This window comes from Adhaeribacter pallidiroseus, from assembly GCF_003340495.1.
Lineage (GTDB): Bacteria > Bacteroidota > Bacteroidia > Cytophagales > Hymenobacteraceae > Adhaeribacter > Adhaeribacter pallidiroseus.
In genome coordinates this window covers 4,631,788-4,647,681 of the sequence record NZ_QASA01000001.1, presented here as the reverse complement: position 1 = coordinate 4,647,681, position 15,894 = coordinate 4,631,788, and the positions used below count along the sequence as shown (strand labels likewise).

The following is a 15,894-nucleotide window of genomic DNA, read 5'->3' as shown; positions in this document are numbered from 1 at the left end:
AGAGATATTCCGAAATATGTTCTTTTCCAATAACATAGATGATAAGCTGACCGGATAAATAATGTATAGGCCTTACAACAGCTTGTATCAGATAGTTCAGTTAATGGTATATTTGCCGTACTTTCTTGTACCTTTTCCGTATTTTCCCCGGGTAATATCTGTGGTTGTTATCATTTCGGCAATTTTTTAAAAAATGTATTTTATACGGATGTATGTCCGGGTAAACCGCTATTACTTACGAGTTAACATAGAAACGCTAACTTGCGCTAATTAATTCTATTTATCAGAAAATGAGTTAATTATATATGAAGCGGCTTCTGTTCCACTCACCAGGGCGGCTTCTACGGTGCCGATGGCCGGTCCTTCGTAAAAGGCTTCACCGGCAAAATACAAGGTATTGGCTTCCGGCATACGTAAGGTTTGCTGGGCCACCGCGCCATTTACCGTAGCATACGCGTAAGCGCCCCGGGCAAAAGGGTCGGCGGCCCAATTATATACCTGGCTAGCCACTAATTGTTCTTGTAAAAAGGCGGTAGTAGTAGTAAAAAGAAAGGCCAGGGTTTCCAGAGCTTCGGCAATGAGGTTATTAGCGGAGGATTGCCGGCGTTTTTCTGCTTCGGTGCCAGCTATCCAGCCGGTAAGAACGGGCGTTTGGTTAGGAAGCTGCGTCCACCAGGCCGCAATGGCCGAGGCATCGGTAAACAAAAACGCCAGCTCGGGCATTTTCTGTTTTACCGCTGCGTTTTCCGTTTTTTCTTCCCAAAAAGGCGATTTAAATTCCAGCAAAATTTTAATAACGGCTCCAAATCCTAACGCCGCCAAGGCTTTTTGTCTGTGAGGTAATTCCGGTGAAAAACGAATAGAACCTTCTTCCTCCGCATTGGCTTGCAATACGCCTAAAGGTACGGTAATTAAAACTTTATAAGCTAGGTAGGTGGCACCGGTAGTGGTTTTAACTTGTACGTGGTGAGGTTGCCAAGTTATTTCTTGTACGGGTGTGGTGGTTAGTATGGTGCCGCCGGCAGCTTGTACCTGGTGAGCTAATAATTCTATTATTTGACTGTAGCCACCAGCCGGATGGTACGAGTTAGCGGCGCCATCGGTTTGCCACTCGGTGCGGAGCGCAAATGTACTGGCCCGGTTAATATCGGCGGCATCGTAGCCCTCGGCAAAGCGGGTAACGCCCTCCCGCAGTTCCCGGTATTCTTCTTCGGGCAGGTATTTTTTTAAAAATTCAACAAACGGCAGGTCTTGTTCCAGCTTTTCAAGCCGCGTGAGTAATTCCTCGAAATCAGGAATAAATTCTTCGGATTCTTTTAATACGCCCCGGAGTACCTGGTAGTTTTTGCCGTCCAGTAAATGCAAGGCAACTGGCGCTTCCTGAAATAAAGCTTGGGTCAGTGGCAAATCGCCGTGCACAAACTCAGCCCCGGCTTCTACGGGAATGGAGAAGTTATCGGGCTGCTGGGTATAGACGCGACCGCCCAGGCGATTACGGGCTTCCAGAACGGTTACTTGTAAACCTTGTTTGGTAAGTTCGCGGGCGGCCATTAATCCGGCCGCGCCGGCACCAATAATTAAAACATCAATCATGCACACGGGTTTTTAGGGCCCTATGCCATGTACTGGTATTTACCGAAAGAGTTATAAGGGTTTTACAAAAACGTTTGTTCGGTTATTGCTTTTCTTACGGGCCGGATAGATCTATGATTCTCTTTGCCAATTCAGGCTGGTTGGTTCGTAATGTTTCATTTCCTGAATCTGCGCATAGAAAGGCTTTACTAAATTAAAAAAAGCTCCAAAGGCGGCACTTTTCCGGAAGTCGTTTAAATGATCGGACACCGAAGTCCAGTAAATGGTAAGCAGGTAGTTTGCCGGTTCGTTTACGCCTTTAATTAATTCGTAGCCTAAACAGTAAGGTGAGTCACGGAGTAAAAGGCCTGCTTGGGTATAGGCATTTTCGAAAGCGGTTTGTTGCGCCTCTGGTATGGTATACCGGATTATTTCGACGGAGCAATTAGGGTTTGCGGGAGTAATAGACATCTTCCGTTTTTTAAATTTTAAAAATTTACTCCAGTACAATCTTAAAATTAAAATTAGCAGTACCGAGTTTGGCGTAAAGCCGCACCCATAACGGTAAAAGTTGCTCAGTACCGCGCGCGGTGGTAATATCACCTAAATCAATAATATTTTGCCAACCAAACGATTCTAAAATTGCCCTAGCTTGCGCTTTGCCGGCTGCTGCGTTGCCACTCAGAAATACACTGGTTTCTTCGGGCAAGCTGCCGGGAGCTACCATTAGATGAGCCGACAAGGTATTTAAAGTTTTAACCACGTAGGCGTGGGGCAAGGCGGTTTGTACTTCTTCGCCCAGCGAGTTGGTGTTGGTAATAGAAAGGAAAGGCGGAAAGCCGTTGGAAAAATCTAAAGGATTAGAGATGTCGATAACGGTTTTGTTGCGGAAGTTATCCGGCCCGGCCTGTTGAATAATGTCTAAAGTTGCGTCGCCTTTGGTGGCTAAAAAGATGAGTTCGCCAAAAGCCGCGGCTTCCGCGAAAGTACCCGTCGAAGCTTCGGCGCCGTTTTGTGTGGCCCAGTTGGTGGCTTTTTCGTTCGTGGCCGACCGGGAACCCATTTTCACCTGGTGCCCTAAACTTATTAATTTGTCCGCAATGGTTTGACCAACCACCCCGGTACCCAGAACTGCTATTTTCATAAAGCTAAAATTTTAAAAATCAGTTATATTGGCTACCTTTAAACTATCCTGTAGATAGTGCGGAAAGATATTTAGAACCAACCTGGGAAACAAGACCTGTTACTTGGGTGCGTAGCTATCGTTTTTGCCGGAATTGCTGATTATCAAGCTATTAATTTTTAATTTATTTTGCCATGCTCATCAATAACAAGCAAATGGTCTTTCAAATCGAAGGGCGCACGTTTCATTGTGCTTTAGATGTTACCATGAATTACATTGGCGGCAAGTGGAAATCGGTGGTGTTGTGGTACCTCTTGGGCCAAACGCGGCGCTTCTCCGAACTGAAAAAGCTCATACCTTCCATCACCGAAAAAATGCTGAGTTTGCAATTAAAAGAGCTGGAAGCAGATGGCATTGTCTGCCGAACCGTTTACCCGCAAGTGCCACCGAAAGTAGAATATGCCTTAACTGATTTTGGACGGGAACTTACGCCTATTATCGAGGCCATGGCTAAATGGGGCCGCAACACGGGCAAGAACCGCGGTAAATTAGTAGAACTAGGCAGCAAAAAAACAGAACGTAAACCACGCCCGGCCAAAGCTTAGGTTTTTTAAATTTTGGAGATGCTGAATAAAGCGTGTATTGAATACTTTAGTACTTCTAAATATTATTTATAGTGATAATTTAACCGGAGAAAAGCTTAAGTTACTGGTTTCAGATTATTTGTTATAAGATACTCAAATTACAGCCCTTAAGAAATGTATAACCTCATCCAGAATAACTACCTGCTCCGTACAGGGAAACGTATTAATCTATCACTCCTATCAATTCAGATTATCTGATAAGTTAATTTTAAAATAATCCCAGAAACCTGCGGCGGTACATGTTTTTTAAATCTTTCTCGAACAAAGTATACGGATCGCGGTAAAATTTTAAAAAATTGGGCACGCTTACCTGGCCGGGGAAAGGCGCGTAAAAGTGCGTGGGGCTGCGGGTATCGTTGCGCCACACCAAAACGTAAGCTAAAGGCATATCGTACGTTTTCATGGTTTTTAGCAAAGTATTGGTCCACCAGGTAGTATCCGGAATAGTTTCCAGACCGGTTTCGGTGAAAGCCGCCAATTTGCCGGCTTTATGCGCGTAATCCGATAATACTTTTAGTTTAATGGCAGCGGTATCGGGCGCGTAGCGGTTGCGGCCCATGTCGCCGTAATTATCCATGCCTACCATATCTACCCATTTGTCGCCGGGATAACGCTCCAAGTATTGCGCTTCGTTAATAAATTTGTTGTCCGGCGAAAAAGCGTAAATAAAATTATGTACGTTTAAGCTGTCGCGTAAATACGAAACGGTAAACTGCCAAAGGGTAATAAACTCCTCGCGCGACGCGTGTGGTTTACCCCACCAAAACCACCCGCCGTCGAATTCGTGGTAAGGCCGGAAAATGATAGGTACTAGTTTGCCATCGGCGCCTTTAATGCTGTGGGCCCATTCGCCGATGCCACGCAAAATTTCTTTGTATTGTTCGTGCGCCTCACCACCCGGAATAATGTATTTCACCGCCGGCTTCGACAAGGAATCCACCCAATTAAAACCACCCCGCGCTACTGGATTAGAAAAATGCCAGGCGGCCGTAATAACGCCACCCCGGTTGTACGTATCTACCACGGTTTGGCGTACCCGTTCTTTAGCCGCTTTTATTACTTCGGGTGGTCGTCCCGAAAAGCCGCTAAAGTCTACTCCAATTACTGCCGGATGCGAACCAGTAACCGATTTTACATCGGAGCGGTCGGGGTCGCCGTTCCAGCCATGGCCGTACTCGGTAGCGTGTTGGTGACCAAACAAGGTGTGTTTTTTAGCTACCTGCTGTAGGTTTTTGTAGAGTGCTTTAGTTTGGCGGGTAGCTGCTTTGTCAATGGGTTTATTCCTTTGGGCCAGGGTTGTCTGAAATGCTGCTAAAATTAAAATTATGGGCAGCAGGAAATATTTTAATGCGGCGGGTACTTTTACCTTCATCAATCTTTGTTCTAGACAAATAATAACTTGTTTATGCTAGTTACTACTAGCTAACGTTATTGCCAAAAGGTAGGTTGAATATGCTAAATAAATATTTAAAAATGATAAAATAGCATTAGTTTTTAAAGGCAAAGTTAGCCTGTTTTTTTAAATTATAAAGCATTTGCTTTCGTATTACCCGCTTCAGGAAGCATTTCCTATTCTGCCCTAGTACGTAAGTCTACATGTATTGTAAATTTTCGTCGAATTGGCACCAGCAGCAAATACGCGCAATACTATGTTTTATGAAATCAGTTTAAAACAGCAGTAGCAATAACAATTTTAAAAAAAAGCTTATTCGTGCGCGGTACGGCTCGTACGAATAAGCTTCGGCTATACCAAGTACTTCTACGAAATCAGGTTAGAGTATAACTTATAATAGCGCGTTTTCTAATTTGTTATCTGGTATTCGAATAACTAACAACGAAAACTACTTATTCAGCGATTCAATCCAGGGCAGTGCATCAGCCATCATGGGGGCAATGCTGGTACGGTGCATGCCGCCCGGAATCGGAATAAATTCTACGTTGGTAGCGCCGGCCGCTTTAAACCGGTTAAAGGTAGTTTCGGAGGTTTGGTAAAAAACCGATTCGTCGGCGGTGCCATGATACAAGCGGGTAGGACTTTTGGGCACCCAATCTAAGAAACTATTGTCCGTAAGGGCTTTTTTCAAGGCAGTTTCGCCGGCCGGATTGGTTAAGTTCGTGTAGAAAGTAGGGTTAAATAAGGCCGTAGGACTCGTAGTTAACTCTTGGTTAATGGCATCTATATTTTTACTACCGTCGAGCAAAGTTGGTATTTTAGAAGCGTAGGGTTCCTGAAAAAAGTCGGTTAGCGGGCGCTTCCAATCGTAGGTAGTATTATAGGCTTGAATGATAAAAGCCAGAAAAGCGGGATTGGCGTAGGAAGAAGTAGCCGCAATCCCGGACAACATGCCCGTTAAATCGTAACCACCCGCCCCGGCCGCTACGGCGGTTAAAGTAAGTTTATGGTCCGGATTGGTTTCTATTTCTTTTTGCGCCGCCATAGTTACGTAACCACCTTCGGAATAGCCTACCAAAAATAAGTTATTATTAATAGCTATATTTTGGCTCTTCAAGTAGTATTTGGTGGCTTTCAGCATATCCACTACCGAAAGAGCCGAAAGTTTCTGATCGTAGTACGGATGAAAGATTTCTTTAGACACGCCATAGCCGATAAAATCCGGGATAATGGTAACGTAGCCGGTAGCCGCAAATAATTCAAAACCCGTAAAGCTGGCCGGAAAGTTAGAAGGGGCATCGGCATCGGCGAACATGGTGCCGTGTTGCGCGCTCAATAACGCCGGCGGTCCCGGGGTGTTTTGAGGAATAGCTAACAATCCGGATACATTTATCGGATTATTCTTGTAAGTAGTTTTGTAAGTAAATTTGTAAAAAGCCACATCGTACTTAATAAGCGATACAAACTGCCCGTAACCCGCCGTTAAAGCTAAGCCTTGCAATACCGTTTTGGGAACAGTGGTTTTTACCTCCGCCGACACAAAAAGTTCACTGCCATCGGGTTCGGGAGTTACGTTGTTGCCCGAATCGTCTGACTGACAGCCGGCTAATAAAAGTACTTGCAGCAAAAGCCACCAGCTTACAATTTTGGTATATTTTTTCATGGTTTTAAGGAAGGTAGAATATTCCGGTAATCGGTAAATAGCACTTGCTACACTGCTTTAGCAAACATACTGTTTTTCTTAGAAAGTACAAGTAATCACCAGTTTATTCCAAGGCGGTAAAAAATAGTGTGGCGTATGAATTTATTATTGCTTTAACAATTGGCAAAATTACATCTGAAGCAAGATCTGATATTTAAAAAAAGTGGTCCGTAAAGTTAATTACAGACCACTTTTTTTAAATTTTTTATATTCCCGGATAATTACTCCGGCAGCAAAAAAATATTTACTTCTGAAAGCTAAATAGCGGCCATTACTTGCTCGCCGTGTTGGGTTAGATCCAGGCCGGCTATTTCTTCTTCGCGGGTTACTCCTAATGGCGAAATTAAATCCGTAATTTTTAAAAGAATAAGCGAGCCAAAAAATGAGAAGCCAATTACAATACCCAGAGCCGCTAAATGCATTAAAAATAACTTGCTTTCGCCGTACAGCAAGCCATTGCCAGTAGTGTTGGCGGGGTTGATAGCCTGGTGCGCAAAAACCCCGGTTAACAGCGTTCCCACAATAGCACCTACTCCGTGGCACGGAAAAACATCCAGCGTATCGTCGATAGATGATTTGGTACGCCAGGCCACTACCATATTGCTGATAATGCTGGCCGTGGTGCCAATAAACAAACTGTTGGCAATGGTTACGTAACCAGCGGCCGGCGTTATAGCCACCAATCCTACCACCGAACCAATACAAAAGCCTAAGGCCGAAGGCTTTTTGCCTTTTACCGCATCAAATAAAATCCAGGCAAAGCCGGCCGAAGCCGCAGCGGTGTTAGTGGTGGCCAAAGCAATTGCGGCCAGAATGTTAGCGCCTACGGCAGAGCCGGCATTAAAGCCAAACCACCCGAACCACAGCAGCCCCGTGCCAATTAACACAAAAGGAATGTTAGCCGGAGTGGTATGGATTTGGCCGGTTTTCCGTTGGCCTAAGTATAAAGCGGCCGCTAAAGCGGCACAACCCGCCGAAATATGCACTACGGTACCGCCGGCAAAATCCAGAACTCCCATTTTAAACAAGATGCCATCGGGGTGCCAGGTCCAGTGGGCAATCGGCGCGTAGATAAACATGCTGAACAAGCAAACAAATAAAATATAAGAAGTAAACTTAATGCGCTCGGAGAAAGAACCGGTAATTAAGGCCGGCGCAATAACCGCAAACTTTAATTGAAAAAACGCAAACAACACCAGCGGAATGGTGCTGGCCAAAGTCCAGGGTTTACTTTCCAGAATGCCCCGAAACATAAAGTACGTCCGCGGATCCCCGATTAAACCACCAATAGAATCCCCAAATGCTAAACTAAAACCTACTACTACCCACAAAATGCTAATGATGCCCATGCAAATAAAACTTTGGAGCATCGTCGAGATCATGTTTTTGGCGCTCACCATGCCCCCATAAAATAAAGCTAAGCCCGGCGTCATAAGCAAAACCAGACCTGCTGCACCCAGCATCCAGGCAACATCACCCGCTATAATTCCATCAGTCGGCATTGGTTTAGAAGGGATATCGGCAAAAAATACCCCTAAAATGCTGATGGTAACTAAAATTAAGAAGGGAATAATAGAGAATCGTTCTTTCACGAGTATAAAAATTTAAAATTCCTTAAATTTATCTGAACAACACGAAGTGTTTACGCAAATGTTTTAGAAAAATATGTAAAATGAAAGAGTTAAAGGAATAATTTATGTAAAAATTTAAAAAAGCCCTTTTAATTAAAGCAATTTGCGTTTAAAATAACTTTTTTTGAAGAATAAGGCTTGATTTCGGAAGAGGTTATTCGAAATTTTGTGGCTGCTGGTTAAGTAAGTTTAGTAAAAAGATAAGTTTACAAAAAAAAGTAAAGCAGAAGAACTAGCTTGCTTATTACCTGGCATTGAATAAATGGTATTTTAAAAGGTAATTCAAGCTTGCATCGCATGAAGTATTGCTCAAAAACAGAGCGTAAGAACCAGGATAATGCAATATTAAAATTATTTCAAGAGAATTAAGTGTTTCTAAATTAATAGCTTAGTTTATATAAATTTTTTAAAAAAATATTTGTTATATTATCAAAGTTATAGATATAGGCTGGATTTAACACTGGTAAAAACCAAATAAAAAAGGTAACTTTACCGATTAAAGACAGACTGCATAAATTAGATATATGAGTGAAGTTCAAGAAAGAAAAATGTCCGAATATTCGGCAGATAGTATACAGGTTTTAGAAGGTTTAGAAGCCGTCCGGAAGCGTCCGGCGATGTATATTGGCGATATAGGTATTAAGGGTCTTCATCATTTAGTTTGGGAAGTTGTTGATAATAGCATTGATGAGGCCTTAGCGGGCCATTGCGATACCATTGATGTAGCAATTAATACCGATAACTCGGTTACGGTTTCCGATAATGGCCGGGGTATCCCCACGGATTATCACCAGAAAGAAGGCCGGTCGGCGCTGGAAGTAGTAATGACCGTGCTGCACGCCGGTGGTAAATTTGATAAAGATTCTTATAAAGTTTCGGGAGGTTTGCACGGCGTGGGGGTTTCCTGCGTAAACGCGCTGTCTACCGATTTAAAAGTAACTGTTCGTCGGAATGGTAAAAAATACGAGCAAGCTTATAAAATTGGTATTCCGCAGTACGATGTCCGGGAAATTGGCGAAACCGAAGACCACGGCACTACCGTGCAATTTAAGCCCGACGACACTATTTTCACCACTACCGAATATAAATACGATACCATTGCCAGCCGTTTGCGCGAGCTGTCTTTTTTAAATAAAGGCATCCGCATTAACCTGCAGGATTTACGCGAAATTGATGCGGATGGCAAGCCTTTAGCCGAGTCGTTTTATTCCGAAGGTGGTTTGCGCGAGTTTGTAGCGTATTTAGAAGAAACCCGCGAAAATTTAATTCCGGAACCGATTTACGTCGAAAGCGAAAAAAATAACATCCCGATTGAGATTGCTTTACAGTATAACTCGTCGTACACGGAGAATATTTTTTCGTACGTTAACAACATTAATACCATCGAAGGCGGTACGCACGTAGCTGGTTTCCGGCGGGCGCTTACCCGTACCTTAAAAGCCTACGCCGACCGTTCCGGGATGCTCGAAAAAGCCAAAGTAGATATTCAGGGCGATGATTTCCGGGAAGGTTTAACGGCGGTTATTTCGGTGAAAGTACAAGAGCCGCAGTTTGAAGGCCAGACTAAAACCAAACTGGGTAACTCCGATGTAATGGGCGCGGTAGATACCGCCGTAGGCGAAATGCTGAACCAGTTCCTGGAAGAAAACCCACGGGAAGCCCGCATTATTATTCAAAAAGTAGTGTTGGCGGCGCAGGCGCGTTACGCCGCCCGCAAGGCCCGCGAAATGGTGCAACGCAAAAGCGTTTTATCCGGTACCGGTTTACCCGGTAAACTCGCCGACTGCGCCGACTCGGAACCCGCTAATTGCGAAATTTACCTGGTAGAGGGGGACTCGGCGGGTGGTTCGGCCAAGCAAGGCCGTGATCGTAAATTCCAGGCTATTCTGCCCTTGCGGGGTAAAATTTTAAACGTAGAAAAAGCGCAGGAACACCGGATTTACGAGAACGAAGAAATTAAAAACATGATTACGGCTTTAGGGGTAAGTTTTGGTACTCCGGATGATCATAAAGCCTTGAACATGGAAAAATTGCGCTATCACCGGGTGATTATTATGACGGATGCGGACATTGATGGTTCGCACATCCGGACGTTAATTCTGACCTTCTTTTTCCGGTACATGCGCGAACTGATTGATAACGGCTATATCTACATTGCCTTGCCGCCGCTTTACTTAGTTAAAAAAGGCAAAGAAGAGCGCTATTGCTGGACCGAACAAGACCGGATAGAAGCCGTGCAGGAACTAGGCAAAGGTAAAGAAGACAGCGTAGGCGTACAGCGATATAAAGGTTTAGGTGAGATGAACCCGGAACAACTCTGGACCACTACCATGCGCCCCGAAACCCGCAGTTTAAAGCAAGTAACTATTGAATCCGCAGCTGAAGCCGATCACTTATTCTCGATGCTGATGGGCGATGAAGTAGCTCCCCGCCGCGATTTTATTGAACGCAACGCCAAATACGCTAATATAGATGCTTAATGTTTTAGATTAAGACAACATTAATTTTTAAAAAAAGCTTGCTCCGGCAAGCTTTTTTTGTTTTTTATTTGCCCGATTTTTTGAATAAATTCGTAATTAGCACGTTCAAAAACAGCACCAACCCGCCGGCTTTTAAAAGCGTATCTTATATAAGAGAACGCTACTAGGGCAGACATATACTTGTTGAATCACACCATGAATCCGAATAAGATCTCCGACCAAATCCGCAAAAGTAAGTACATCAGCCGCGATTTAAGCTGGCTGCGGTTTAATTACCGGGTACTCGACCAGGTAAAAGATGCTTCCAAAAGTATCTTCGACCGGCTCAAGTTTCTGGCTATTACGTCTTCTAACCTCGACGAGTTTTTTATGATCCGGGTAGGCAGTTTGTACAACTACATCGATTACGGCAAAGAGCGGGTAGATTATTCGGGTTTGCGGGAGTTGCCTTTCCGGAAAAAATTATTTGAGTTAGCGCACCGGTTTGTGATTGATGCCTATTCTACGTATAACAACGACTTAGTACCGCTTTTTAACAAAAATGGCTTTGATATCTGCAAAATCGATAACCTAACCGAGGTAGAGCAAAAAAAGGCCGACCGGTATTTTAAAGATACCATCTACCCCTTGCTGACGCCCATGATGTATGATAATTACCACGGGTTTCCGTTGCTCATGAACCAGATTCTTATTTTTGGCGTGGTTACGAAAACCAGCGACGAGAATAAGCTGCAGCAACGGCTTACCTTTGTGCAGATTCCGCAGAACCTGGCGCGTTTTTTTGAAATACAGCGAAAAGACAAAATTATTTTTGTGCCCATTGAAGAAGTTATTCGCTGGCGCATTGGTAAACTTTTCCGGAACGTAGAAATTGTATCCATTGATCTGTTTCGGATTACCCGCAATGGCGATTTTACCCTGGAAGAAAGCGACGATATCGACGCAGACTTTATTCAGGAGATAAAATTAAAATTAAAAACCCGTAAGAAAGGCCGGGTGGTTCGTCTGGAAGTAGAAAAAAATCCGTCGCCTTACATGATGAAGGTTTTAAAAGAACGGTGGGCCATCGATAATAATAATATTTTTCCGGTTAATAATCTCATCGATTTAAAAGGGCTGTGGCAGATTATTAAGCATAATCATTTCAAAGATAAACTTTTCCGGCAACCTTCGCCGGTACCGCCTTTTTCTTTGCCCATAGAAGAGGCCAACGAAAACTTATTTGATTATTTAAAAGAACACGATGTGCTGTTGCACCACCCGTTCAACAGCATTGAGCCGGTAGTAAGCCTCCTGGAAAAAGCGGCCGAGGACCCCTATGTTCTGGGGATAAAGCAAACCATTTACCGATTAGCTGACCAGTCGCGGGTATCCGCGGCTTTACTCAAAGCGGCCGAGAACGGTAAAAACGTATCGGTGCTGTTTGAAGTAAAAGCCCGCTTTGATGAAGAACGAAACATTAAAGAAGGCGAACGTTTGGAAAAAGCGGGTTGCTTTGTTATTTACGGCGTAAGCAAGTACAAAACGCACACCAAGATGATGATGATCATCCGGAAAGAAGGGGAGAAGGTAACGCGGTACGTGCACATTGGCAGCGGTAATTACAACGAACAAACCAGTAAGTTGTACACCGATATTAGTTTACTGACCACCAACGAAACCTACGCCCACGACGTATCGGAGTTTTTTAACGTTATTACCGGTCATTCTTTACCCAATGATTACGAGTATTTGATTACGGCCCCGAAAGATATGCGTCTGCAAATGGCCGAACTGATCCGGACCGAAGCCCGCAACGCCCGCCGGGGTTTACCAAGCGGCATTGTCATGAAAATGAACTCGCTGGAAGATAAAGAAATAATTGACGAATTATACCGGGCTTCGAAAGCAGGCGTGCCCATTAAATTAATCGTGCGCGGCATCTGCTGCTTGCGGCCGGGCCGGAAATCGCTGAGCGAAAACATTTCGGTATCCTCAATTGTGGGCGAGTACCTGGAACATACCCGTTTATTTTATTTTCATAACAACAACGAACCCAAAATACTGGGCGGCAGTGCCGACATGATGGTGCGCAGTTTTGACCGCCGCATCGAAGCTTTATTTTTAATTGTAGATGAGGAGCTGAAAAAAGAAGCTACTACTATTTTAAAGTACAATTTAAGAGATAATAAAAATACCTACGTGATGCGTGAAGACGGGGCTTACATTAAAAAACAGGATTCTGATGAAGTGTTTAACCTGCACCAGGAGTTTTATAAATTGACCCCCGAGAAGTTAGAAGATAGCGTTTCGCTGCACCAGTATTTACAGCAGCAAACTATAATTCCGGCCTCTCCCAAAGCTTATAAAAACCACGGTGACGAAGACTCCGATCTAACAACCGACGATGAATTAGACGTAGAGGATGAGCCTGAATTACCGGAAGAAGAACTAGAAGTAGCTTCGAACGCCGAATCACAAGCCGGATTAGAGTAAGTTCAGGAAAACCTGAATTTTTTAAATTTTTAGGCTAAAGCCGAAGTAAACCCTTAAATCGGAGTTACTTCGGCTTTGTGCTTTTCGTATAGTGCTTGCAACATGCCATCCTTTAAACCCACGGTGGGTACCAGCATGCTTTCTACCCGGGCCCATTTCATAGCCGACAAATAAATGCGGGCGGCCGGCACAATCACATCGGCCCGGTCGGGGTTTAGCAGTAACACGCTCTGGCGTTCCTCCATGGTCATGTTTTCCAGTTGGTCCACAATGTCTTCAATCTGTTTTTTAAAAATAGGTTTACCGGCCATTTTACCGGCTAGTTCGTAAATTTTGTTGATGTTACCGCCGGTACCCACCGCACGCGTTACGTGGTTTTTGCGGGCGTTTTCTTTTACCCAGTCTTTCATCACTTCCCACATTTCGCTGCGGCCATCGCGCTGCAACTGCCGGATAGAACCCAATTCAAACGATTGCGACGCTACTTTTTGCTGGCCCACGTACACGTTAAATTCGGTGCTGCCGCCACCCACGTCAATGTGCAAATAGTTTTTATCGTCGAGTAAACTATAAATTACCTTGTTAATGTATTCGGCTTCGCTATAACCATCTATTACTTCTATTTGCATTTCGAGTAAATCGTACACGCGTTTAATAACTTCCGGCGCATTTTGGGCCATGCGCATGGCCGAGGTAGCACAAACCAGGTAATGGTCTACTTCGTGCACTTCTATGAGTAACTTTAGCGCGTGTAAAAATTTAATAAACTTCATTTCGCGGGCTTCGGAGATGATACCGGTGGCAAATACGTCCTGCCCCAGTTTCATCGGGTACCGGATGTATTCGAGGCGCTTAAAAACAGGATTTTGGTTGTAAATAAAAACGTTGGAAATCTGGCAGCGAATAGCGTTGGAGCCAATATCAATAGCAGCTAATTTCAATCTTGCAGGTAGGTTAGATTATAAATACGAGCCCAAAGATAATAAATGGATTTTTAAATAATTTAAAGTACAACGGGTAATCTAAGCGTTTGGCAGTTGTCTGGAAGATTTGTTAAATGGCCGTTTTGCCAACGCTTCTAATAAGATAAAGACTGTGCTAACAGGCTACTTTGCAGACTCAACAAGAGTTAAAATTTAAAAAATAGGCTGGTAGTTTAAGTTAAGCTATTTGCCCGAAACCTGACTTTGTAGTAACTTACTTGTCTAACGCACCCCCATGAAATTAATTGAATGCCCGCGTGATGCCATGCAAGGGTTTCCGCATCAGGTACCTACGGCTTTAAAAATAAGCTATTTGCAGCAACTGCTGGCAGTAGGTTTTGATACTTTAGATTTTGGGAGTTACGTTTCGCCGAAAGCTATTCCGCAATTGGCCGATACGCCGCAGGTTTTAGCTGCTTTGGATATGAGCGCCACCACTACCCGCTTATTAGCCATTGTGGCCAATGTCCGAGGGGCCGAACAAGCCCTGGCCCAGGAAAAAATCTCTTTTATCGGCTATCCTTTGTCTTTGTCCGAAATTTTTCAACAGCGCAATACCCACAAATCTATTGCAGAGGCTTTTCAGGATATTGCCCGGATTCAGGATTTATGTTACCAGCAAAATAAGACTTTGGTTACTTACTTATCCATGGGCTTTGGCAACCCGTACCAGGAACCCTGGAGCACCGACATAGTCTTGGAGTTTGTGCAGCGATTAGTAACTTTAAACGTTTCCATTATTTCTTTATCCGATACGGTGGGCTTGGCCCAACTGCTCGATATTCAACAACTTTTTACTTATTTAATCCCAACTTTCCCGCAGGTGGAGTTTGGGGCGCACCTGCACGTGCAACCACGTAATTGGCAGGCGAAAGTAGCTGCGGCTGTGGCGGGCGGCTGTACCCGTTTTGATGGGGCCTTAAGAGGATTTGGCGGCTGCCCCTTGGCTACTGATGAGCTGACCGGCAACCTGGCAACCGAAAATTTGGTGGCATATTTCGAAAATAATGCTGTACCTTTGAAAATTAATAAGCAAGCATTTCGGTCGGCATGGACCCTGGCCGAAACTGTTTTTACTTCCTGAAATATGGCGAAACCCGTTGTTGATATTTTTATTCCTTGTTTTGTAGACCAATTGTACCCGGAAACCGGCTTGAACATGGTAAAAGTTCTGGAAAGGGTAGGGTGCGAAGTACGTTATAACGCCAACCAGACCTGTTGCGGTCAGCCCGCTTATAATGCTGGCTTTTTAGACGAAAGTTGCCAGGTAGCGCATAAATTTCTGGATGATTTCTCTGCCGAAGGTTCCGATTATATAGTAAGCCCCTCGGCTTCTTGTGTAGGTATGGTGCGTAATGCGTACACCGATATGTTCGTAACTACGTCTAAGTTTATTAATTACCGCAACATGGAACGGAAGGTGTTTGAATTTACCGAGTTTCTGGTGGATGTGTTGTTGATTGATACCGTGCCGGGCGCCCGTCTGGATGGCACCATTACCTACCACGATTCGTGCAGTGCCTTGCGGGAATGCGGCATTAAAGAAGCGCCCCGCCGGCTACTGCAGAACGTTACGGGTTTACAGTTGCTCGAGATGCCCGATACCGACACTTGCTGTGGCTTCGGCGGTACATTCGCGGTTAAATTTGAATCGATATCGGTGGCCATGGCCGAACAAAAAGTAGAAAATGCCTTAAGCACCGGCGCTAATTACATTGTATCCACCGATACCAGTTGTTTAATGCACCTGGATGGCTATATTCAACGTAACAACAAGCCCATTAAAACCATGCACATTGCCGATGTACTGGCTAGTGGTTGGTAGTTAAGTAGTTGGTGGTTATTAGTTGTTCGTTGTTTAAGTAATAATTTACTAGTAAGTGAGTGATAA

Annotated in this window: 12 protein-coding genes; 5 read left to right on the top strand and 7 right to left on the bottom strand. The window is 44.2% G+C overall.

The genetic code is table 11. The annotated features are described in order from the left end of the window. Window positions 1–276: 276 nt before the first annotated feature. The 3 genes from AHMF7616_RS18535 to AHMF7616_RS18525 all read right to left on the bottom strand — a co-directional run bounded on the left by AHMF7616_RS18535 (window position 277) and on the right by AHMF7616_RS18525 (window position 2,716). Window positions 277–1,593, bottom strand: coding sequence for a flavin monoamine oxidase family protein (locus AHMF7616_RS18535; protein WP_115374235.1), 1,317 nt, complete (start codon window positions 1,591–1,593; stop codon window positions 277–279). A gap of 111 nt (window positions 1,594–1,704) precedes the next feature. Next, the gene (locus AHMF7616_RS18530) at window positions 1,705–2,043 is read right to left on the bottom strand and encodes an antibiotic biosynthesis monooxygenase family protein (RefSeq protein ID WP_115375686.1); all 339 of its coding nucleotides are present in this window, start codon (window positions 2,041–2,043) and stop codon (window positions 1,705–1,707) included. A gap of 25 nt (window positions 2,044–2,068) precedes the next feature. Beyond that, entirely contained in the window at window positions 2,069–2,716 is a 648-nt protein-coding gene (locus AHMF7616_RS18525; RefSeq protein ID WP_115374234.1) for an NADPH-dependent F420 reductase, read from the bottom strand. Window positions 2,717–2,889: 173 nt separating this feature from the next. On the opposite strand from AHMF7616_RS18525, the gene AHMF7616_RS18520 reads away from it, so the two are divergent. Continuing rightward, entirely contained in the window at window positions 2,890–3,300 is a 411-nt protein-coding gene (locus AHMF7616_RS18520; RefSeq protein ID WP_115374233.1) for a winged helix-turn-helix transcriptional regulator, read from the top strand. 247 nt (window positions 3,301–3,547) lie between these two features. Here AHMF7616_RS18520 and AHMF7616_RS18515 read toward each other — a convergent pair whose 3' ends face one another. From AHMF7616_RS18515 to AHMF7616_RS18505, 3 genes are all read right to left on the bottom strand, one after another. Next, window positions 3,548–4,711, bottom strand: coding sequence for a glycoside hydrolase family 26 protein (locus AHMF7616_RS18515; RefSeq protein ID WP_115374232.1), 1,164 nt, complete (start codon window positions 4,709–4,711; stop codon window positions 3,548–3,550). 469 nt (window positions 4,712–5,180) lie between these two features. After that, on the bottom strand, window positions 5,181–6,395 hold the full coding sequence (locus AHMF7616_RS18510; RefSeq protein ID WP_115374231.1) for an alpha/beta hydrolase family protein: 1,215 nt from the start codon (window positions 6,393–6,395) through the stop codon (window positions 5,181–5,183). A 296-nt stretch (window positions 6,396–6,691) separates the two neighbouring features. Next, on the bottom strand, window positions 6,692–8,026 hold the full coding sequence (locus AHMF7616_RS18505) for an ammonium transporter (protein WP_233507638.1): 1,335 nt from the start codon (window positions 8,024–8,026) through the stop codon (window positions 6,692–6,694). A gap of 563 nt (window positions 8,027–8,589) precedes the next feature. Between AHMF7616_RS18505 and gyrB the strand changes: the two genes are divergently transcribed. Then, the gene (gene gyrB / locus AHMF7616_RS18500) at window positions 8,590–10,545 is read left to right on the top strand and encodes a DNA topoisomerase (ATP-hydrolyzing) subunit B (RefSeq protein ID WP_115374230.1); all 1,956 of its coding nucleotides are present in this window, start codon (window positions 8,590–8,592) and stop codon (window positions 10,543–10,545) included. 195 nt (window positions 10,546–10,740) lie between these two features. Beyond that, the gene (gene ppk1 / locus AHMF7616_RS18495) at window positions 10,741–13,020 is read left to right on the top strand and encodes a polyphosphate kinase 1 (protein ID WP_115374229.1); all 2,280 of its coding nucleotides are present in this window, start codon (window positions 10,741–10,743) and stop codon (window positions 13,018–13,020) included. Window positions 13,021–13,073: 53 nt separating this feature from the next. Here ppk1 and AHMF7616_RS18490 read toward each other — a convergent pair whose 3' ends face one another. Continuing rightward, a complete protein-coding gene (locus tag AHMF7616_RS18490) occupies window positions 13,074–13,961 on the bottom strand; it encodes a Ppx/GppA phosphatase family protein (RefSeq protein ID WP_115374228.1) in 888 nt (295 codons plus the stop codon). A 277-nt stretch (window positions 13,962–14,238) separates the two neighbouring features. On the opposite strand from AHMF7616_RS18490, the gene AHMF7616_RS18485 reads away from it, so the two are divergent. Both AHMF7616_RS18485 and AHMF7616_RS18480 read left to right on the top strand, forming a co-directional pair. After that, window positions 14,239–15,087: a beta/alpha barrel domain-containing protein gene (locus AHMF7616_RS18485; protein WP_115374227.1), complete on the top strand. Its 849-nt coding sequence runs from the start codon at window positions 14,239–14,241 to the stop codon at window positions 15,085–15,087. A 3-nt stretch (window positions 15,088–15,090) separates the two neighbouring features. Then, a complete protein-coding gene (locus tag AHMF7616_RS18480) occupies window positions 15,091–15,828 on the top strand; it encodes a (Fe-S)-binding protein (protein WP_115374226.1) in 738 nt (245 codons plus the stop codon). Window positions 15,829–15,894 lie beyond the last annotated feature (66 nt).